This is a genomic window from Candidatus Halocynthiibacter alkanivorans (genome assembly GCF_003333265.1).
Lineage (GTDB): Bacteria > Pseudomonadota > Alphaproteobacteria > Rhodobacterales > Rhodobacteraceae > Halocyntiibacter_A > Halocyntiibacter_A alkanivorans.
Map to the genome: position 1 here is coordinate 1 of NZ_QOLB01000060.1, position 17,946 is coordinate 17,946.

The 17,946-nt window shown below is 61.6% G+C and carries 19 protein-coding genes; 15 read left to right on the plus strand and 4 right to left on the minus strand.

All coding sequences use genetic code 11. From position 1 onward, the window contains the following. The first annotated feature begins 165 nt into the window (after positions 1-165). From DWA01_RS05215 to DWA01_RS05255, 9 genes are read left to right on the plus strand one after another with little or no spacing between them, the layout of a single operon-like run. Complete coding sequence (locus DWA01_RS05215) at positions 166-984, plus strand: carbohydrate ABC transporter permease (RefSeq protein WP_200832508.1); 819 nt, start codon at positions 166-168, stop codon at positions 982-984. A gap of 1 nt (position 985) precedes the next feature. Further along, the gene (locus DWA01_RS05220; protein WP_114284747.1) at positions 986-1,834 is read left to right on the plus strand and encodes a carbohydrate ABC transporter permease; all 849 of its coding nucleotides are present in this window, start codon (positions 986-988) and stop codon (positions 1,832-1,834) included. Continuing rightward, entirely contained in the window at positions 1,834-3,906 is a 2,073-nt protein-coding gene (locus tag DWA01_RS05225; protein WP_419186984.1) for an alpha-galactosidase, read from the plus strand. The genes DWA01_RS05220 and DWA01_RS05225 overlap by 1 nt, the downstream gene beginning before the upstream one ends. Continuing rightward, positions 3,903-5,612, plus strand: coding sequence for an IlvD/Edd family dehydratase (locus DWA01_RS05230; RefSeq protein ID WP_114284751.1), 1,710 nt, complete (start codon positions 3,903-3,905; stop codon positions 5,610-5,612). Before DWA01_RS05225 ends, DWA01_RS05230 begins: the two co-directional genes overlap by 4 nt. Further along, entirely contained in the window at positions 5,612-6,379 is a 768-nt protein-coding gene (locus tag DWA01_RS05235) for an SDR family NAD(P)-dependent oxidoreductase (RefSeq protein ID WP_114284753.1), read from the plus strand. The genes DWA01_RS05230 and DWA01_RS05235 overlap by 1 nt, the downstream gene beginning before the upstream one ends. After that, the gene (locus tag DWA01_RS05240) at positions 6,376-7,296 is read left to right on the plus strand and encodes a 2-dehydro-3-deoxygalactonokinase (RefSeq protein WP_114284755.1); all 921 of its coding nucleotides are present in this window, start codon (positions 6,376-6,378) and stop codon (positions 7,294-7,296) included. Before DWA01_RS05235 ends, DWA01_RS05240 begins: the two co-directional genes overlap by 4 nt. Next, a complete protein-coding gene (locus DWA01_RS05245) occupies positions 7,293-7,901 on the plus strand; it encodes a 2-dehydro-3-deoxy-6-phosphogalactonate aldolase (RefSeq protein WP_114284757.1) in 609 nt (202 codons plus the stop codon). The genes DWA01_RS05240 and DWA01_RS05245 overlap by 4 nt, the downstream gene beginning before the upstream one ends. A gap of 14 nt (positions 7,902-7,915) precedes the next feature. Further along, positions 7,916-9,829: a beta-galactosidase gene (locus tag DWA01_RS05250; protein WP_114284759.1), complete on the plus strand. Its 1,914-nt coding sequence runs from the start codon at positions 7,916-7,918 to the stop codon at positions 9,827-9,829. Continuing rightward, positions 9,829-10,683 (plus strand): SMP-30/gluconolactonase/LRE family protein, encoded by an 855-nt coding sequence (locus DWA01_RS05255; protein WP_114284760.1) that lies wholly within the window; start codon positions 9,829-9,831, stop codon positions 10,681-10,683. Before DWA01_RS05250 ends, DWA01_RS05255 begins: the two co-directional genes overlap by 1 nt. A gap of 95 nt (positions 10,684-10,778) precedes the next feature. On the opposite strand, the gene DWA01_RS05260 is transcribed toward DWA01_RS05255, so the two are convergent. Then, the gene (locus tag DWA01_RS05260; RefSeq protein WP_114284761.1) at positions 10,779-11,348 is read right to left on the minus strand and encodes a TetR/AcrR family transcriptional regulator; all 570 of its coding nucleotides are present in this window, start codon (positions 11,346-11,348) and stop codon (positions 10,779-10,781) included. 223 nt (positions 11,349-11,571) lie between these two features. On the opposite strand from DWA01_RS05260, the gene DWA01_RS05265 reads away from it, so the two are divergent. The 3 genes from DWA01_RS05265 to DWA01_RS05275 all read left to right on the plus strand — a co-directional run bounded on the left by DWA01_RS05265 (position 11,572) and on the right by DWA01_RS05275 (position 13,771). After that, positions 11,572-12,039, plus strand: a complete 468-nt coding sequence (locus DWA01_RS05265; RefSeq protein WP_114284762.1) for a nuclear transport factor 2 family protein — start codon at positions 11,572-11,574, stop codon at positions 12,037-12,039. A gap of 49 nt (positions 12,040-12,088) precedes the next feature. Further along, complete coding sequence (locus DWA01_RS05270) at positions 12,089-12,727, plus strand: pyridoxamine 5'-phosphate oxidase family protein (protein ID WP_114284763.1); 639 nt, start codon at positions 12,089-12,091, stop codon at positions 12,725-12,727. 81 nt (positions 12,728-12,808) lie between these two features. Beyond that, a complete protein-coding gene (locus DWA01_RS05275) occupies positions 12,809-13,771 on the plus strand; it encodes an alpha/beta fold hydrolase (RefSeq protein WP_114284764.1) in 963 nt (320 codons plus the stop codon). Positions 13,772-13,857: 86 nt separating this feature from the next. Here the strand turns inward: DWA01_RS05275 and hppD are convergent, their stop codons facing one another. After that, positions 13,858-14,964, minus strand: coding sequence for a 4-hydroxyphenylpyruvate dioxygenase (hppD, locus tag DWA01_RS05280; RefSeq protein ID WP_114284765.1), 1,107 nt, complete (start codon positions 14,962-14,964; stop codon positions 13,858-13,860). Between the two features lie 138 nt (positions 14,965-15,102). Between hppD and DWA01_RS05285 the strand changes: the two genes are divergently transcribed. Beyond that, complete coding sequence (locus DWA01_RS05285) at positions 15,103-15,561, plus strand: Lrp/AsnC family transcriptional regulator (RefSeq protein ID WP_114284766.1); 459 nt, start codon at positions 15,103-15,105, stop codon at positions 15,559-15,561. A 19-nt stretch (positions 15,562-15,580) separates the two neighbouring features. Here DWA01_RS05285 and DWA01_RS05290 read toward each other — a convergent pair whose 3' ends face one another. Then, complete coding sequence (locus DWA01_RS05290; protein WP_114284767.1) at positions 15,581-16,291, minus strand: ArsR/SmtB family transcription factor; 711 nt, start codon at positions 16,289-16,291, stop codon at positions 15,581-15,583. Between the two features lie 72 nt (positions 16,292-16,363). Between DWA01_RS05290 and DWA01_RS05295 the strand changes: the two genes are divergently transcribed. Both DWA01_RS05295 and DWA01_RS05300 read left to right on the plus strand, forming a co-directional pair. After that, positions 16,364-16,681 carry an NIPSNAP family protein gene (locus DWA01_RS05295; protein WP_114284769.1) on the plus strand — a complete coding sequence of 106 codons (318 nt, stop codon included), beginning with the start codon at positions 16,364-16,366 and terminating at the stop codon, positions 16,679-16,681. Next, positions 16,682-17,029 carry an antibiotic biosynthesis monooxygenase family protein gene (locus DWA01_RS05300; RefSeq protein ID WP_114284771.1) on the plus strand — a complete coding sequence of 116 codons (348 nt, stop codon included), beginning with the start codon at positions 16,682-16,684 and terminating at the stop codon, positions 17,027-17,029. It begins immediately after the preceding gene. Between the two features lie 84 nt (positions 17,030-17,113). Here the strand turns inward: DWA01_RS05300 and DWA01_RS05305 are convergent, their stop codons facing one another. Next, the gene (locus DWA01_RS05305) at positions 17,114-17,884 is read right to left on the minus strand and encodes an IclR family transcriptional regulator (RefSeq protein ID WP_235008428.1); all 771 of its coding nucleotides are present in this window, start codon (positions 17,882-17,884) and stop codon (positions 17,114-17,116) included. Positions 17,885-17,946: the final 62 nt, after the last annotated feature.

Here is a 17,946-nt window from a genome sequence, read left to right on the forward strand (position 1 = left end):
CGATGTGTATAATCGACAGCCCCCAAATCCGCCCCCCAAACCGCACCCAAACCTGCCCCAGGGTCTGCCATTCTGTCCGCCCGCACGCGCTCTCCCCTGGCGGCCTGGTGGAAAAAGAACCAGCAGCGCGTCGCTCCCTGGCTGTTTCTGACCCCGGCACTGTTTATGTTTGTGCTCTATGTCATCGCCCCGATTTTTCAGTCGGTCAGCATCAGTTTCTATCAATGGGACGGGCTGGGCGCAAAATCCTGGGTCGGCACCGAAAACTATGTCGAACTGATGGATGACGAGGCCTTTTATACCTCGTTGAAAAACAATCTGATCTGGCTGCTGCTCTATATGCTGGCGATACCGGCGGGTCTGTTTGCGGCGCTGTTTCTGAACCAGACTGTGCGTGGCATCCGCATCTACAAATCGCTGTTCTTCTTTCCCTTTGTGATTTCACAAGTGGTGGTCGGCCTGGTGTTTTCCTGGTTCTATGACCCCACCAACGGGCTGCTGAACATCGCGCTGGGGGCGTTTGGCCTCGATCCGGTGGCGGTGCTGGCGAACGAGGACTGGGTGACCTATGGCATCATCGTCGCCGGGCTCTGGCCGCAGACCGCCTATTGTATGATCCTCTATCTGACCGGGCTGAACGCGGTGGATCCGGAACAGATCGAAGCGGCACGGCTCGACAATGCCCGTGGCGTAAAAATGCTCTGGTACGTGATCCTGCCGCAGCTGAAACCGGCGACCTTCATTGCGATGGTGGTGACGGTGATCGGCGCGCTGCGCAGTTTCGATCTGATCTCGATCATGACCGACGGCGGCCCCTGGGGCTCCAGCCGGGTGCTGGCTTTCTACATGTATGAGCAGGCCTTTTCTGAGTACGGCTTCCGCATGGGTTATGGCGCCGCCATTGCCGTGGTGCTGTTTGCCATCATGATGGTCTACATCTCCGGCTTCCTTTACAAAATGTACCGCGACGAGAAAGGGCACTGAGATGTTTCCAACTCCGATAGAGCGCACCAGCGCACCGACCCAGGCCTTGTATAAAGTTGCATTGCCGGTCTTTCTTATTCTCTGGCTGTTGCCGCTGATCGCGGTGGCGGTGACCTCGGTGCGCTCGGCCGGCGACATCACCTCCGGTAATTACTGGGGCTGGCCGACCTCGTTCAACCTGGTGGAAAACTACACCGCCATCTTTGAAAACACCCCGATCGGCAAATACATTCTGAACTCTTTCCGGGTCACCATTCCCACGGTGATCGGCGCCGTGGCGCTGTCCTGCATGACCGGGTTTGCGCTGGCGGTGTATAAGTTCAAAGGCAATCTCTTGCTGTTCTTCATGTTTGTCGCCGGCAATTTTGTGCCCTTCCAGATCCTGATGGTGCCGGTGCGCGACCTGACGCTGCAACTCGGCATGTACAACACCATCTCCGGGCTGGCGCTGTTCCACATCGCCTTTCAGACCGGATTTTGCACCCTGTTCATGCGCAATTTCATCAAAGCCCTGCCGGTGGAGTTGATTGAAGCCGCCCGGGTCGAAGGGGTCAGCGAGGTCCGCATCTTCTGGTATGTAGTGCTGCCCTTGATGAAGCCGGCGATTGCAGCACTGTCGGTGCTGATCTTCACCTTCATCTGGAACGATTATTTCTGGGCCACCGTGCTGACCCAGGGCGCCGACACCCAGCCAATCACCGCCGGGCTGTATTCGCTGAACGGGCAATGGGTTGCGGCCTGGCACCTGGTCTCCGCCGGCTCCATCGTGGCGGCGATGCCACCGGTGCTGATGTTCTTTGCGATGCAGAAACATTTCATCGCCGGGTTGACGCTCGGAGCAGTGAAGTGATGCAGACCTGGCGGCTGGATACCGCGCGTCAGACCCTGTGCCTTGGCTCGGAAAATGGCGGCGTGCCGTCGGTGATCTACTGGGGTGCGCCGCTGCCTTTGACTGAGGATCTGAGCCAGGTGGCGCTGGCGCATATCCCTGATGTGGCCGCAGGTATGCTGGATGAAACCGCAGCGCTGTCGCTCTGCCCCGAGGCCGCCCGCGGTTTTCCCGGTCAGCCTGGTCTGCAGGCGCGCGATCTGAACGGGGCGCGGCTCCTCCCCCGTTTCACACTTGCGCGCTGCACGCAGAAGAACGGTGAGCTCAGCTTTCAGCTCACGGAAGCGGCGCTGGGACTCGCGCTGGAGCTCGAGCTTCTGGCGGATCCGGACACCCATGTGATCCGCGCCACCACCCGGCTGCACAGCGACACTGCCATTGTGGTGGACTGGCTGGCCGCACCAGTGTTTCCCGCCTCCCAAATGGCGGCTGAGATGGTTGAGTTTTCCGGCCGCTGGTGTGGCGAATTTCAGACCCGGCACCTCCCCTGGGCTCCGGGCGCCCGGCTGCGCGACAACGGCACCGGTCGCAGCGGGCACGAACATTTCCCCGGCCTGATCGTCGCTGACCCGGGCTGCAACAACAGCAGCGGAACCGCCTCCGCTTTTCATTACGGCTGGTCCGGCGGTCACCGCATGCTGGCCGAAGAACTGGCTGATGGCCGCCGTCAGATTCAGTTTGGCCACGCCTCTGGCAGCTACGCGCCGGGCACGGAGTTTGAAACCGCGCCGCTGTATCTGACCCGCTCAGACCAGGGCCTGAACGCGTGCGCCACCGCCTTTCAGCGCCACCTGCGCGACCGCATCTCCCCGCCGGTAAAAACCCCACGCCCGCTGCATTACAACTGTTGGGAATCGGTCTATTTCAACCATAATCTCAAAGAATTAAAAGACATCGCCAGCCGCGCCGCGGCGCTGGGGGCTGAACGTTTTGTGCTGGATGACGGCTGGTTCGGACGCCGCGATGACGACACCACCTCGCTGGGCGACTGGGTGGTGGATCCACGCAAATACCCCGAGGGGCTGACACCGCTGATTGACCATATCAAGGCGCTGGGCATGGGTTTTGGCCTCTGGTTTGAACCCGAAATGGTCAACGAGGATTCTGAGCTGTTCCGGGCCCACCCCGACTGGGTGCTCGGCCCGATGGATCAGCCGCGCGGTCGCCAGCAACTGGTGCTGGACATGTCCCGGTCTGATGTGGTCGATCACCTCTATGGGCAGATCGCAGCGCTGCTGCACGACTACGACATCGAATATATCAAATGGGATCACAACCGGGTGCTGCCCGGCCCCAGTGCGGCGCAGACCAAGGGCACCTATGCTTTGCTGGACCGGTTGCGCGCCGCGTTCCCGGCGGTGGATATCGAAAGCTGCGCCTCCGGTGGTGGCCGCGTAGATTTTGGCATCCTGCAGCGTTGCGGCCGGGTCTGGCTGTCTGACAGCAATGACGCCTTAGAGCGCATGCGCATCCAGCATGAAGCGGCACTGTTCCTGCCCGCCTCTGTCACCGGCAGCCACGTAGGGCCGCGCCGCTGTCACACCTCGGGCCGGGTGATTGATATGGCGACAAGGGCCTGGGTGGCGGCGCAACGCCATATGGGTTTTGAAATGGACCCGCGCGAATTGACCGGGGCCGAAGCCGAAACCCTGAGCCAGGTTGCCAGCTGGTGGAAAACAAACCGCGACTGGATGCAACAGGCCGATATCCTGCGGCTGGACCACGCGGACCCCGCCGTACTGGCAGAGATGCAACTGGCGCAGGACGGTCACCGCTTTGTCGCCTTTGCCGGCCAGCGAGAAACGTCAGACCAGATCCTGCCGCGCCCTTTGCGCCTGACCGGGCTGGAGCCGCTTGCACGGTATGAAATTGAACTGATAAACCGGGGGGACACGCCGGCCCTGTCGCGCGGCACCCCGGCGCTGAAATCCGTACCGCTGACACTCAGCGGCGCCTATCTTATGGATCACGGGCTGACCCTGCCCTGGAACCTTCCGCAAACGATCCGGGTCATCGAAGGACGCCGAACATGACAAAAAACCGCCGCAGCCAGGCCTGGTATGGCAAGGCCGACAAGGACGGGTTTATTCACCGCTCCTGGATGAAAAACCAGGGCTTTCCGGATCACGTGTTTGACGGCCGACCGATCATCGGCATCTGCAACACCTGGTCGGAACTGACGCCTTGTAATTCCGGTCTGCGTGAACTTGCCGAAGGGGTGAAACGCGGTGTTTGGGAGGCTGGCGGTTTCCCGGTGGAATTCCCGGTGATGAGCCTCGGCGAAACCCAGATGAAACCCACCGCGATGCTGTTTCGCAACCTGCTGGCGATGGATGTGGAAGAAAGCATCCGCGCCTACGGCATCGACGGCGTGGTGCTGCTCGGCGGTTGTGACAAAACCACGCCTGGTCAGCTGATGGGCGCGGCGTCGGTCGATCTGCCCGCCATCGTGGTCAGCTCCGGCCCGATGCTGAACGGCAAATGGCAGGGCAAAGACATCGGCTCCGGTACTGACGTGTGGAAATTTTCCGAGGCCGTGCGTGCCGGCGATATGACGCTGCAGGATTTCATGGCGGCGGAGTCCGGCATGAGTCGCTCCAAAGGCGTCTGCATGACCATGGGCACTGCCTCAACTATGGCCTCCATTGTCGAAGCCATGGGCATGAGTCTGCCGACCAACGCGGCGCTGCCGGCGGTGGACGCGCGGCGCATGGCGCTGGCGCATCTGACCGGCAAACGCATCGTTGAAATGGTGGACGAGGACCTGAAACCGTCTGACATCATGACCCGCGCTGCCTTTGAAAACGCCATCCTCGCCAATGCGGCGGTGGGCGGATCCACCAATGCGGTGGTGCATCTTTTGGCGCTGGCGGGCCGGGTTGGGGTCGATCTGACGCTGGAAGACTTCGAACTGGGCAGCGACATTCCGCTGCTGGTCAACTGCATGCCCTCCGGTAAATATCTGATGGAAGACTTCTGTTACGCTGGCGGCATGCCGGTGGTGATGTCGGAGCTGCGCGACCAGTTGCGCCCCGCCACCACGGTGCTGGGCGGCGATATCTCTGTCTACGCGGAGGGCGCAGAATGTTTCAACCGCGACGTGATCCGCGCGCTGAAGGATCCGTTGAAACCGGCGGCCGGGTTGCGGGTGCTCAAGGGCAATCTGGCACCTGACGGGGCCATCATCAAACCTTCAGCCGCCAGCGAACACCTGCTGGAGCACGAGGCCGAAGCCTTTGTCTTTGAAACCATTGAAGACATGAAAGCCCAGATCGACCGCGATGATCTGCCGGTCAGCAAAGACACTATTCTGGTGCTCAAAGGCTGCGGCCCCAAAGGCTATCCCGGCATGCCCGAGGTCGGCAATATGCCAATCCCGGCCAAACTGGTGCGCGAAGGCGTGCGCGATATGGTGCGGGTGTCGGACGCGCGCATGTCGGGCACCGCCTTTGGCACCGTGATCCTGCATGTCAGCCCCGAATCCAATGCTGGCGGTACGCTGGCGCTGGTGCAGACCGGCGACCGGATCAAGGTCTCCGCTAAAAACGGTGTGCTGGAACTGCTTGTTGCGCAAAACGAGTTGGACAAGCGCCGCGCCGCCTGGGTGCCGGAGCCGCCGCATTACACCCGCGGTTATGCCAAACTCTACATCGATCACGTATTGCAGGCCGACAAGGGCGCCGATCTGGATTTTCTGGTCGGCAAAGACACCCGCCTGGTCACAAGGGAGAGCCACTGATGCAAAGCGCAACTTTTCATGACCTGAAGGGCAAGTCCGTATTCATCACCGGCGGCGGCGCCGGCATCGGTGCCGCGCTGACCGAGGGCTTTTTGCAACAGGGCGCCCGGGTGGCGTTTGTGCAGCGCTCAGACGCCAGTGCGTTCTGTGATGAGATGGAGACGAAATACGCCTCCCGCCCGCTGTTTATCCCGTGTGACATCACCGATATCCCGGCGCTGAAAGCGGCGATGCAAACTGCGGCGCGCGATCATGGCCCGCTGCAGGTGCTGGTAAACAATGCCGCCAATGATGCGCGTCACAGCACCCATGAAGTGACCGAAGAATTCTGGGACACCTCGCAGGCCATCAACCTGAAATCCTATTTCTTTGCCTGTCAGCAGGCGCTCTCAGACATGCAGCAAAACCAGGGCGGTAGCATCATCAACTTCTCTTCAATCTCCTATATGATGGGCAATTCCGGATACCCGTCCTACACCACCGCCAATGCTGGCATCACCGGTATGACCCGCAGTCTTGCCCGTGAATTCGGTGCTGAGCGCATCCGGGTCAACGCCATCGCGCCGGGCTGGGTGCTGACCGACAAACAAAAAGATCTCTGGGTCACGCCCCAAGCGCTGGCCGCCCATCTGGAACGCCAGTGCCTGCAGGAACCGCTGTCCCCGGCGGATATCGTCGGCGCGGCGCTGTTTCTCGCCTCAGAGACCAGCCGCGCCATCACCGGCCAGGTGCTGGCGGTGGACGGCGGCGTGGTGGTGTCAGGATGAGCGATTTCAGCACAACCGAATGGATCGCGCTTGACTGGGGCACCAGCCACCTGCGGGCCTGGATTATGGGGGCGGGCGCTCAGGTGCTTGATCGCCGCGAATCTGATGCCGGTATGGGCAGCCTGGCTCCGGATCAGTTTGAAGGTGCATTGCTGGAACTGATCAGTGACTGCCTGCCCGCGGGCCAGGTCACCCCGGTGATCACCTGTGGTATGGCCGGTTCGCGCCAGGGTTGGGCCGAGGCCGCCTATCGCGCGGTGCCTTGTACCCCGCCGGGCGCGGAGCTGATGACACGGGTCAAAACCGCCGACAGCCGCATTCAAGTGCATATCCTGCCTGGGGTGAAGCAGCTTCAGCCGGCCGACGTGATGCGCGGCGAAGAAACCCAGATCGCCGGGTTTCTGGCCCGGGAGCCCAAATTTGACGGCGTGCTCTGCCTGCCTGGCACCCATAGCAAATGGGCGCGGATCAGCGCCGGCGAGATCGTCAGTTTCCAGAGCTACATGACCGGCGAAATGTTTGCCTTGCTCTCCAGGCAATCGGTGCTGCGCCACGGCATGGCCGGGGAGGGCTGGAACGAAGCTGCGTTTACAGCGGCGATCGGTGACGCCATGTCGCGCCCCCAGGCGCTGGCGGCACAGCTGTTTGCCCTGCGCGCCGGCAGCCTGATCGCAGATCTGGACGCGGCCACCGCGCGCGCACGGCTTTCGGGCCTGCTGATCGGTATCGAACTGGCCGCCGCACGGCCCTATTGGCTGGGCCAGGACATCGCGGTGCTGGGCGCAGATGACCTGGCCGAGGCCTATATGCGCGCACTCACCGCCCAGGGCTGCCTGCCACGCAGTGTTGCGGCAGATGAAATGACACTCGCCGGGCTGAGCGCCGCCTGGACCACACTGAACGGGGACACCACATGAGCCGACATATTATTGCTATCCTGCGGGGCGTGACCCCGGCGGACGCTCCGGCCATCACTGAAGCGCTGATTGAGGCTGGCATTACCCGCATAGAAGTGCCGCTGAACTCGCCCGAGCCGCTGGTCAGCATTAAAGCCATGGCGCAGGAGTTTGGCGCCCGGGCGATGATTGGTGCCGGCACCGTGCTGAGCGTCGCCGATGTGGTGCGGGTGAACGAGGCCGGCGGTCAGATGATCGTCTCGCCCGACTGTAACCCCGAGGTGATCAAGGCCAGCAAAGCCGCCGGGCTGATGTCCTATCCCGGGGTGATGACGCCCACGGAATGTTTTACCGCCCTGCGCGCTGGTGCGGACGGGCTGAAAATCTTTCCCGGATCCCTGGTCGGGCCTGCCGGGCTGCAAGCGATGAACGCGGTGCTGCCACCCGCCACAGACGTCTATGCGGTCGGCGGTGTCGGCCCGGATAATTTCGCCGCCTGGCGCGCCGCTGGCGCCCGTGGTTTTGGCATCGGCACTGGGCTCTATCGGCCGGGCTATAGCGTCGCCCAGGTGCGGGAAGCCGCCGCGATGATGGTCGCCGCCTATGATGCAACCCTGAACGGCTGAACGGAGCGCACAAGATGAAACGGACGCTTGGCACCTGTTATTACCCCGAACACTGGCCCCGCGAGATGTGGGAAGCCGACGCAAAAGCGATGGTCGATGCCGGCCTGACCTGGGTGCGTATCGGTGAATTCTCCTGGTCCCGCATTGAAGCCCAACCGGGCAAGTTTAGCTGGGATTGGCTCGATTCTGCGGTCAAAACCCTGGGAGACGCCGGGCTGAAAGTGGTGATGGGCACGCCCACCGCCACACCGCCGCGCTGGATGGTAGATCGCTATCCCGACATGGTGGCGCTGGACGTTGAGGGCAGGCCGCGCGGCTTTGGCTCCCGGCGGCATTATTGCTTCAGCTACGAGCCCTATGCGCTGGAATGCGACCGGATCGTCACCATGATGGCCGAACGCTACGGGGCCAATCCCACAGTGGCCGCCTGGCAGACCGACAACGAATATGGCTGCCACGATACCACCATTTCCTGGTCGCGTGCGGCGCGCGATGCCTTCTGTCTCTGGCTGGCAGAGCGTTACGGCGATATCGATACGCTGAACCAGGCCTGGGGCAATGTGTTCTGGTCGATGGACTACGCCCGATTTGACGATATTGAACTGCCTAACCTGACGGTAACAGAGCCTAACCCGGCCCATGTGCTGGCATTTCGTCGCTTCAGCTCGGATCAGGTGGTGCGATTTAACCGCCGCCAGGTCGATATCATCCGCGCCCATTCTGCAGCGCCGGTGTCGCACAATTACATGGGGCGCATCACCGATTTTGACCATTTTGACGTCGGTGCTGATCTCGATATTGCCACCTGGGACAGCTACCCGCTGGGGTTTCTCGAGGACCGCGTTGGCGCCTCCCCGGCACATCAGAAACGCTTCAGCCGCCAGGGCGATCCCGATTTTCAGGCCTTTCACCATGATCTCTACCGCGCTGTCGGGCGGGGTCGCTGGTGGGTGATGGAACAACAGCCCGGCCCGGTGAACTGGGCGCCTTATAACCCGGCACCGCTGCCCGGCATGGTGCGGCTCTGGAGCTGGGAAGCCTTTGCCCATGGGGCTGAAGCGGTGTGTTATTTCCGCTGGCGCCAGGCGCCGTTTGCCCAGGAACAGATGCATGCCGGGCTGCAGCGTCCCGACGGGGCAGACGCTCAGGGCATGGTCGAGGCACGCCAGGTCGCCGCTGAACTTACCGCCGCGCCCGAGGTCACGCCCGGCGTCGCACCGGTGGCACTGATTTTTGATTATGACGCCGATTTTGCCTGGACGACCCAGCCCCATGGCGCGGGTCTCAGCTATTTTGGCCTGGTGTTTGACCATTACCGCGCGTTGCGGGCGCTGGGCCTGTCGGTGGATATCGTTGCGCCCGACAGCGACGACTTTGCCAACTACCGGCTGATCCTCGCGCCTGGCCTGATGCACATGGATGAGACGTTGAAAAACAAGCTCGCCAACGCGGGCGCCCAGGTGGTGCTGGGACCGCGATCGGGTGCGCGCAACGCTGAAATGGAAATCCCCCGCCCGCTGCCGCCGGCAATGCCAGGGCTGGATGTCACCGTGTCTTATGTGGAAAGCCTGCGCCCCGACACGCCGGTGCCACTGGCGCTGGTTGGTGCATTTCAGGGTTATACAGAGACGATTGATGGCGGTGCTGAGGTGATTGAACGCACCGCCCAGGGCGCTGCGGCAGTGATGCGCCAGGGCAATCTGAGCTATGTCGCCGGTTGGGGCGATGACACCGCGCTTAAGCGCATCCTGGCCCGCGCCTGCGATGACGCCGGCATTCAGACCCGCGTGCTGCCCGATGGGCTGCGTTGCCGCGACACCGGATCCGAGCAGTTCTGGTTCAACTACAATGATGCCCCGGTGCAGTTTGGCGATATCAACCTGCCCGCCGCCGGTGTCCTGCGACTTGATCTGACGGAGGCCAACTGATGGACCTGTTTGATGCGCGCCGTTGCGCGCTGGGCGAAGGTCCGCTCTGGCATCCGGAACGGCAACAACTGTTCTGGTTCGATATCCTGGGCAAACGTCTGTTGTCGCGCGACCACACCGGTGCGCTGGAATGGCAGTTTGACGAATATGTCTCCGCTGCCGGCTGGGTAGATCACGACGCACTGCTGATGGCGTCTGAGACCGGGCTGTATCGCTTTGACATCAACAACGGCGAACGCAGCCTGATCGCGGCGCTGGAGGCCGACAATCCGGCGACCAGGTCCAACGACGGGCGCGTCGACCCCTGGGGCGGTTTCTGGATCGGCACCATGGGCAAACAGGCGGAACCGGGGCAGGGCGCGATCTACCGGTTTTATCAGGGTGAAGTGACCCAGCTCTATGGCGATATCACCATCAGCAATGCGATCTGTTTTGCACCGGACCGGAGTTGTGCCTATTTCACCGATACAGTGACCCGCCGGATTCTGCGCCAGCCACTGAGCCCGGAGCACGGCTGGCCGTCGGGCGTGCCGGAACTGTTTGTCGATCTCACAGGTGAAGGGTTGAACCCCGACGGGGCGGTGGTGGACAGCGCGGGCTGCCTGTGGAACGCGCAATGGGGCGCGTCACGCATCGCGCGTTATGGGCCGGACGGGCGGTTTCTCTCGGCGGTGGACTGCCCGGCCGAACAGGTTAGCTGCCCGGCGTTTGGCGATACCGACCTGCGGACCCTGTTTGCCACCAGCGCCGCCGAAGGGCTGGCGGGCAGCGGCGAAAACACCCATTTGCAGGGCCAGACCTGGCAGGCTGTGCAGCCGGTCGCGGGGCAGCGTGAGCACCAGGTGCGCCTGTGATTCTGCGCCGCGCGCTGCAAGCTGAACACCTTAACCTGAATACGTTGCCCGTCGCTGCGCTCTGAGCGCCCGGCGCCCTATGGCCGCCCCTGCGCTCAGGCCACCGCGCGCGCCGCAGCCAGCAGGATCGCTGCGGCCGCTTTGGCATCGCCGGCAGGATCCGCACTGTCGCCCATCACCGCGGCGGTGATCGCGCCCTCTTTCAACAGCAGCAACTGCCGTGCCAGTGTTTCGGGATCCGGATATCCGGCGGCACGCGCCAGACCGGTCACATAGTCCAGCAGCAAATGTTTATGCGCCGCCGCCTGCTGGTGGATCACATGGTCCGGATGCTGGAACTCGGCGCTGGCTTTGACAAACATGCAGCCGCAAAAACCGTCCTCGCGAAACCATTCGCCAAGCGCGTCAAACATCACCAGCAGCTGATCCTGCGGCGTAGTCGCCAGCGCCGCCACCCGGGCGGTATACCAGCCGCGAAACCGCAGATCCCGCAGCTGCAATGCGGCCAGGATTAGCTCTTCTTTGGTGCGGAAATGTTTGTACATCGAGGTCTTGGATACGCAGGTTTCGCGCACCAGAAGATCCATGCCGGTGGCGTGAAACCCGTTGCGATAAAACACCTCAAGCGCCTTTTCGACCAGCTCGTCTTTTTTGTTCGGGCGCATGACACCTCCTGTTTCTGTACAGATCAGTACATAATACGTCCCGCTGCAATCGGCAAGGGCGTGTCCTATGCGTTTGAAAACACACACAGATGCAAAAACGCACCAAATACCCTGCGGAAATGCACGCTGATATCCGTTGACTAACATTACCGATCGGTACAGTTATGCCCTCAAGATTTACCGATCAGTACAGTTACTGCCGGGACAGCAAAGGAACCACAACATGTCTTCACGTCCGCCCCTTCCGCCCTTTGACCATGACAGCGCCGTGCAAAAAGTCCGCATGGCAGAAAACGCCTGGAACTCGCGCAATCCGGATATCGTCACCCCGGCCTATAGCGCCACCAGCCGCTGGCGCAACCGCGCCTCCTTTGTCACCGGTCATGCGGAAATCCACGCGCTGCTGAGCGCAAAATGGCAGCGCGAGCATGACTATCGGCTGATCAAGGAACTCTGGGCGTTTGCCGGCAGGCGCATCGCGGTGCGCTTTGCCTATGAGTACCACGACGGGGCGCAAAACTGGTTTCGCGCCTATGGCAATGAAAACTGGGAATTTGACACCGACGGCCGCATGGCAGTGCGCCACGCATCGATCAACGACCTGGCGATCACAGAGGGCGAGCGTCTGTTCCACTGGCCCGCCGGCCCGCGGCCCGACGATCATGCCTCGCTCAGCGATTTAGGTCTCTGATCCGGCCCAAAACACCTGTTGCCCGACACGACTCCTGAAAGGAAACCCCATGGCGCTTGCTTTTGCCGATATCGCTTTTACCGACCATGTGCGCGCCCAGCAGGCGCAGATGGGCTCTGAAAAAACCTATGCCCGTTTTCTCTCTGACGACCGCCACGGCGGTGACAGTCTGGGACCGCAGGAGGCCGCGTTCCTGCAAGCGCGTGACGGCGTCTATCTTGCCACCGTCTCTGACACCGGCTGGCCCTATGTGCAGTTTCGCGGCGGCAGCGGTGGCAACCCCGGTTTCATCCATGTGCTGGACGACAAAACCATCGCCTGGGCCGAATATCGCGGCAACCGGCAATATATCAGCACCGGCAATCTGACCGGGACGGACCGGGTGTCGATCATTGCGATGGATTATCCCAACCAGGCCCGGCTCAAACTCTGGGGCCGCGCAAGGATCGTCACCAGTGACGAAGATCCGGCGCTGTTGGCCCGGCTCAGCCCGGAGGCGTCAAACATCGTGGTTGAACGCGCGCTGGTGATCGACATTGAGGCGTTTGACTGGAACTGCCCGCGCCATATTCCCCAGCGATATACCCTGGAGGAACTGGAGCCGGTGCTGGATCAGCTGCGGTCTGAGATCGAGCAACTGAACGCGGAAAACCAGGCGCTGCAAGACCAGCTCGACACCAACAAATAAGTCCCTGATCCACCCCAAACCTCCCATCTGACGCCGCAGCTCTGCTTGCGGCCCCTTCTCCCATGCCACAAGGAACCTGACATGAAACGCACTATTTCGACCACTTTCGCGGCGGCGCTGCTGTCCACAACCCTGTTTCTGGGCGGTACAGAGGCGGCAGAAAATGCCAGCTTTGCCACCCGCTTTGACTCTGAACTTATTGACGGGCTGAACATCGCTTATCGCGAGGCCGGCGACCCGTCCAACCCGGCGGTGCTGCTGCTGCACGGCTTTCCCACCAACTCACACATGTTCCGGGAACTGATCCCGACGCTGGCGGAAGATTATTATGTCATCGCGCCAGATTACCCTGGCTTTGGCGCCTCCGACATGCCCGATGCGGCGGAGTATGACTATTCATTCGCCAATACCGCAGCGCTGATGACTGAATTACTGGACCGCAAGAACATCGGCGACTATTCCGCCTATGTGATGGATTACGGCGCGCCGGTTGGCTATCGCATGTTCGCGGAAAATCCTGAACGCGTGACCGGTTTCATCATTCAGAACGGCAACGCTTATGAAGAGGGTCTGCGCGACTTCTGGGATCCGATCAAAGCCTATTGGGCCGATCCGTCCGCCGCCAATGGCAATGCGCTGCGCGGCTTTTTTGAAATGGGCGCCACCAAATGGCAATATACCGCCGGCGTACAGGACCTCAACAGCGTCAGCCCCGACAGCTACATTCAGGCGCAATATCTGCTGGACCGTCCCGGCAATCAGGACGTGCAGTTGGAGATGTTCCTCGATTACGGCACCAACGTCGCTGAATACCCGAAATGGCAGGCGCTGTTTCGCGAATATCAGCCGCCGGCGCTGTTGATGTGGGGCAAAAACGATCCGATCTTCCCGGCCGAGGGCGCGTATCCCTATAAGGCCGACCTGAAGGATCTGGAATTTCACCTGCTGGACACCGGCCATTTCGCGCTGGAGGAATATGGCGATGAGATCGCCAGCGAAATGAAGGTCTTTCTGGCCCGGATCAACGCCCCGGCCCGCCAGTAATTTGAGCCTGTTTCAGCTCAAAATACAAAGCACCATGAAAAAGGGGCCGGCCCTGACCGGCTGGCCCCTGATTATTCATCCGGTTCTCAGCCGGCTTCGTCGAGCACACCGCGTTTGATCTGGTCTGCTTCGATCGATTCAAACAGGGCGCGGAAATTGCCCTCACCAAAGCCATCATCGCCCTTGCGCTGAATGAACTCAAAAAAGATCGGCCCGATCACGGTTTTGGAGAAAATCTGTAGCAGGATGCGGGTCTCACCGCCGCCAATCACGCCTTCTCCGTCGATCAGAATGCCGTATTTGCGCATCTTATCAAGCGGCTCCTCATGGCCTTTGACCCGGGCTTTTGAAAGTTCATAATAGGCGTCCGGCGGCGACGGCATGAATTTGATCCCGTTGTCGGCAATGGTATCTACCGCAGTATAAATATCATTGGTTGCGACCGCGATATGCTGAATGCCCTCACCGTTATAGCGTTTCAGATATTCGACAATCTGGCCCTTTTCGCCGCGGTCCTCGTTGATCGGGATGCGGATCTTGCCACAAGGCGAGGTCAGGGCGCGGGACAACAGACCAGTGAATTTACCTGCAATGTCAAAGAAACGGATCTCTTTGAAATTGAACGTATCGGCATAGAACCGGTACCAGGTGTCCATATTGCCTTTGATCACGTTGTGGGTCAGGTGATCGAGATAATAGAACCCGGCGCCTTTGGGCTGAGGATCAACCGCATCAATCCAGTCAAATTCCGCCGCATAGGCCGACCCGGTATCGTCATATTTGTCGATGAAATACAGCAGCGAGCCGCCGATGCCGATCACCGCCGGTGCATCCAGCGCTTTGCCGGGGCCGGTGTATTCCTTGGCGCCCAGATCCACCGCCCGTTTCAGGGCATGTTGTGCATCCACCACCCGCCAGCCCATCGCCGGGGCACAGGGGCCGTGTTTTTCGATGAAATCTGAGGCGTGCGACTGCGGTTCCGCATTGAGCAGGTAATTGACCGAGCCCTGACGATAGAGTGTCACCGCTTTGGATTTGTGGGTGGCGACCGGTACAAAGCCCATCTTGCGAAACAGCAGGTCAAGCTCTGCCGGGTCCGGGTGGGCGAATTCAACAAATTCAAACCCGTCGGTGCCGGCGGGGTTATGGTCATCAATGGTGGCCTTGGGGGCATCGTGGGGGAAAGGACCCATCAGAGCGTCTCCTGCTGCAGTAAATGTTTCGTCTGATGACCATTGTGGCGCAGGCAGCGTGCAATGAGCTTGCATTCTACGCATGCAGGGGGCAAAATTCGCACGATCTGTGCATAATGTGACTGTGAGGTGCATGAAATGGAACTGGACAGCTTTGACATCGCGATTCTGCGGGCGTTGCAAGAGGACGCCAGCCTGACCAATGCCGGACTTTCCGCCCTGGTGAACCTGTCTGCCAGCCAGTGTTCCCGCCGTCGTTCCGCGCTGGAAAGCGCCGGGGTGATCCTGGGTTATGGCGCCCGGCTGAACGCACCGGCGCTTGGTTTTGGTCTGCGCGCCATCGTGCGGGTGAATCTGTCGGCCCATTCCGGCCCCACCGACGGCGCATTCGCCACCTTCCTGCGCGACCACGACGCGGTGGCGGCGGCCTGGTCGGTGTCCGGCGACGCCGATTACGTGCTTGATATACATGTGGCCGATCTCGCGGCGTTTGCCGGTTTTATCCACGAGCATCTGCTGCCCCATGAAGAGGTCGCCCAGGTGCGCTCTGAAATCGTGCTGAAAACCGCCAAAGAAGGTGGCCGGCTGCCGCTATAGCAGCGCCTGCCCGTGCCCCTTATTCGTGCGGAAGTTCGGAGCCGGGGTCGGGCACATCAAATGTGGTCGCAAAGGCCTGGTCGCCGGCGGCGCTAAAGCGGATGATGCGGGTTTTCCCATCGCGCCGGGCCCAGCCCAGCTGTTCAAAGCGGCTTAGAAACGCCCGGCCCAGACTGCCGGCCAGATGCGACTGCCGTGCGCTCCAGTCCAGACAGTCGCGACACAGCGGCGCCCGCGCTGCGCTTAAAGTGTCAATATCAATGCCGAACGCGCGCACGAACGCGGCCCCGGACGGCTGCAGCTCAAGCGTGTCACTGTATTGGGCGATAAAACCACGCGCCATCAGGCTCTGATACAGCTGAATCCCCATTTCACCGGCCAGGTGATTGTAACAGACACGCGCCCGGCGCAGCGCCAGGTCTTTTGGACCGGTGCGCGTGCGCAGATGGCCGCTGCCCGCCGCCAGCCCCATCAGCGCCTCAAGCACATGGGCAACCTCATCACTGGCAAGCGAAAAATACTTGTGCCGCCCCTGCTTGCGCGGACGCAACAAACCGCCCTGATCCAGCCGCGCCAGATGCGAGCTTGCGGTCTGCAACGTCACCCCGGCTTCCTGGGCCAGCTCGGTTGCGGTCAGCGCCTTGCCACTCATCAGCGCGGTCAGAATATTGGCGCGCGCCGGATCTCCGATCAGCGCGGCAACTCTTGCGATATCCGGACCTTCTTTCATAGTTCGATGGTGGCCGAAGCATTGCGGCCTGTCAACGGGGTAACACCGGGGCACAAGCAACCAGGAGAGACCATGCTGACCTGCATTATCCGCTACCACATCGACCCGACCAAAAAACAACAGTTCAACACTTATGCGCAGAACTGGGCCACCGCGATCCCGCGCTGTGGTGTTGAACTGACCGGGTATTACGCGCCGCACGAAGGCTCCGCCACCCTGGCGTACGGCATCTACAACGTGGCCAGCCTTGCGGAGTATGAAGCCTACCGGGCGCGGCTTGCTGCGGACCCGCTCGGGCGCGAAAATTTTGACTTTGCGCAGAAAGAGCGATTTATCCTGCGCGAGGACCGCACCTTTCTGAAGCGGATCCCGGATCTGCAGGAGGCATAAATGATTGCGGTGATATTTGAAGTCAGACCGGCCAGCGGCCGCAGCGCGGACTATCTGGCCATCGCGGCTGAATTGCGGCCGCTGCTGGAGCAGGTCGAAGGGTTCATTTCGGTGGAGAGGTTTCAAAGCCTGAGCGACCCGGACAAACTTCTGTCGCTCTCTTTCTTTGAGGATGAGGCCGCGGTGCAGCGCTGGCGCAGTCTTGAGACGCACCGCGCGGCACAATCCAGTGGCCGCGCCGGCATTTTTGACGGCTACCGGATCCGCGTCGCCCATGTGCTGCGGGACTATGGGCTGTCTGAGCGCGACGGAGCGCCCTCCGACAGCCGCAGCGTGCATGACAGCTGAGCGGTTCCTTTTACCGCGTCCCGGATTTACGGGGCGCGGCTTACACGACGCGGGGCTATGGGGCGCGGCTTACACGACGCGGGGCTACGGGGCGCGCCCGCCCAGTTTGGCGGTCAGCTCACGCGCCAGTTCGCATACGATGCCGCCACACTCCGTCACCCGCTCCGGGGTCATGCGTGTCGCCAGCCCCGAGATGGATATCGCAAAGGCGGCCTCGCCCTGGGGTGACCAGACCACGGCGGCGACACAGCGCAGCCCCGGCACATATTCCTCGTCATCCACCGCAAAGCCCCGCATCCGTACCTCGGCAATCTCGTGCTGCACCGCCTCAGGGCTGAACAGCGAGCGCGCGGTGATTTTGCGCAGACCGTAACGCGCGACCAGCCGGTCAATCGCATCGTCACTCCAGCTGGCGATGATCGCCTTGCCCATGCCGGAGCACAGCACCGGAGCACGGCCGCCGGGCGGTGAAATGGCACGGATAATCTCGCGGCTCTCGACCTGGCTCAGTGTCACCACCTCGCCGCCCTCAATTACCCCAAGATTGGCGGTCTCATGGGTGCGGTCGCGCAGCCGGCGCAGAAAGGGCAGGGCGGGGGCGACAAAATGGTGCTGCCGGGTAAAGGCCGAGCCGACCTCAAAGGCGCGCCGCCCCACATGCCAGCGCCCGCTGCCAGCCTCGGCCTGAGCAAAACCGCGCATCTCCAGCGTGGTCAGCAACCGGTGCACTGTCGAGGTTGCCAGCCCGGCCTCGCGCGCCAGATCCGTCAGCTTGACGCCCTCATCATGGGCGGACAGCAATTCCAGCAGCCGCAGCGCCCGGTCAACCGATTGGACCCCCTGATTTTCTGACATCGCCAATGCTCCCTGTCTCACCCCGCACCTGGGGGCGTGCGCCGCGCCTGACGGGGGACCCC

Coding starts and splice junctions, on each gene's coding strand:
- DWA01_RS05215 (WP_200832508.1), top strand. CDS start 166: ATGTTTGTGCTCTATGTCATCGCCCCGATTTTTCAGTCGGTCAGCATC.
- DWA01_RS05220 (WP_114284747.1), top strand. CDS start 986: ATGTTTCCAACTCCGATAGAGCGCACCAGCGCACCGACCCAGGCCTTG.
- DWA01_RS05225 (WP_419186984.1), top strand. CDS start 1,834: ATGCAGACCTGGCGGCTGGATACCGCGCGTCAGACCCTGTGCCTTGGC.
- DWA01_RS05230 (WP_114284751.1), top strand. CDS start 3,903: ATGACAAAAAACCGCCGCAGCCAGGCCTGGTATGGCAAGGCCGACAAG.
- DWA01_RS05235 (WP_114284753.1), top strand. CDS start 5,612: ATGCAAAGCGCAACTTTTCATGACCTGAAGGGCAAGTCCGTATTCATC.
- DWA01_RS05240 (WP_114284755.1), top strand. CDS start 6,376: ATGAGCGATTTCAGCACAACCGAATGGATCGCGCTTGACTGGGGCACC.
- DWA01_RS05245 (WP_114284757.1), top strand. CDS start 7,293: ATGAGCCGACATATTATTGCTATCCTGCGGGGCGTGACCCCGGCGGAC.
- DWA01_RS05250 (WP_114284759.1), top strand. CDS start 7,916: ATGAAACGGACGCTTGGCACCTGTTATTACCCCGAACACTGGCCCCGC.
- DWA01_RS05255 (WP_114284760.1), top strand. CDS start 9,829: ATGGACCTGTTTGATGCGCGCCGTTGCGCGCTGGGCGAAGGTCCGCTC.
- DWA01_RS05260 (WP_114284761.1), bottom strand. CDS start 11,348: ATGCGCCCGAACAAAAAAGACGAGCTGGTCGAAAAGGCGCTTGAGGTG.
- DWA01_RS05265 (WP_114284762.1), top strand. CDS start 11,572: ATGTCTTCACGTCCGCCCCTTCCGCCCTTTGACCATGACAGCGCCGTG.
- DWA01_RS05270 (WP_114284763.1), top strand. CDS start 12,089: ATGGCGCTTGCTTTTGCCGATATCGCTTTTACCGACCATGTGCGCGCC.
- DWA01_RS05275 (WP_114284764.1), top strand. CDS start 12,809: ATGAAACGCACTATTTCGACCACTTTCGCGGCGGCGCTGCTGTCCACA.
- hppD (WP_114284765.1), bottom strand. CDS start 14,964: ATGGGTCCTTTCCCCCACGATGCCCCCAAGGCCACCATTGATGACCAT.
- DWA01_RS05285 (WP_114284766.1), top strand. CDS start 15,103: ATGGAACTGGACAGCTTTGACATCGCGATTCTGCGGGCGTTGCAAGAG.
- DWA01_RS05290 (WP_114284767.1), bottom strand. CDS start 16,291: ATGAAAGAAGGTCCGGATATCGCAAGAGTTGCCGCGCTGATCGGAGAT.
- DWA01_RS05295 (WP_114284769.1), top strand. CDS start 16,364: ATGCTGACCTGCATTATCCGCTACCACATCGACCCGACCAAAAAACAA.
- DWA01_RS05300 (WP_114284771.1), top strand. CDS start 16,682: ATGATTGCGGTGATATTTGAAGTCAGACCGGCCAGCGGCCGCAGCGCG.
- DWA01_RS05305 (WP_235008428.1), bottom strand. CDS start 17,884: ATGTCAGAAAATCAGGGGGTCCAATCGGTTGACCGGGCGCTGCGGCTG.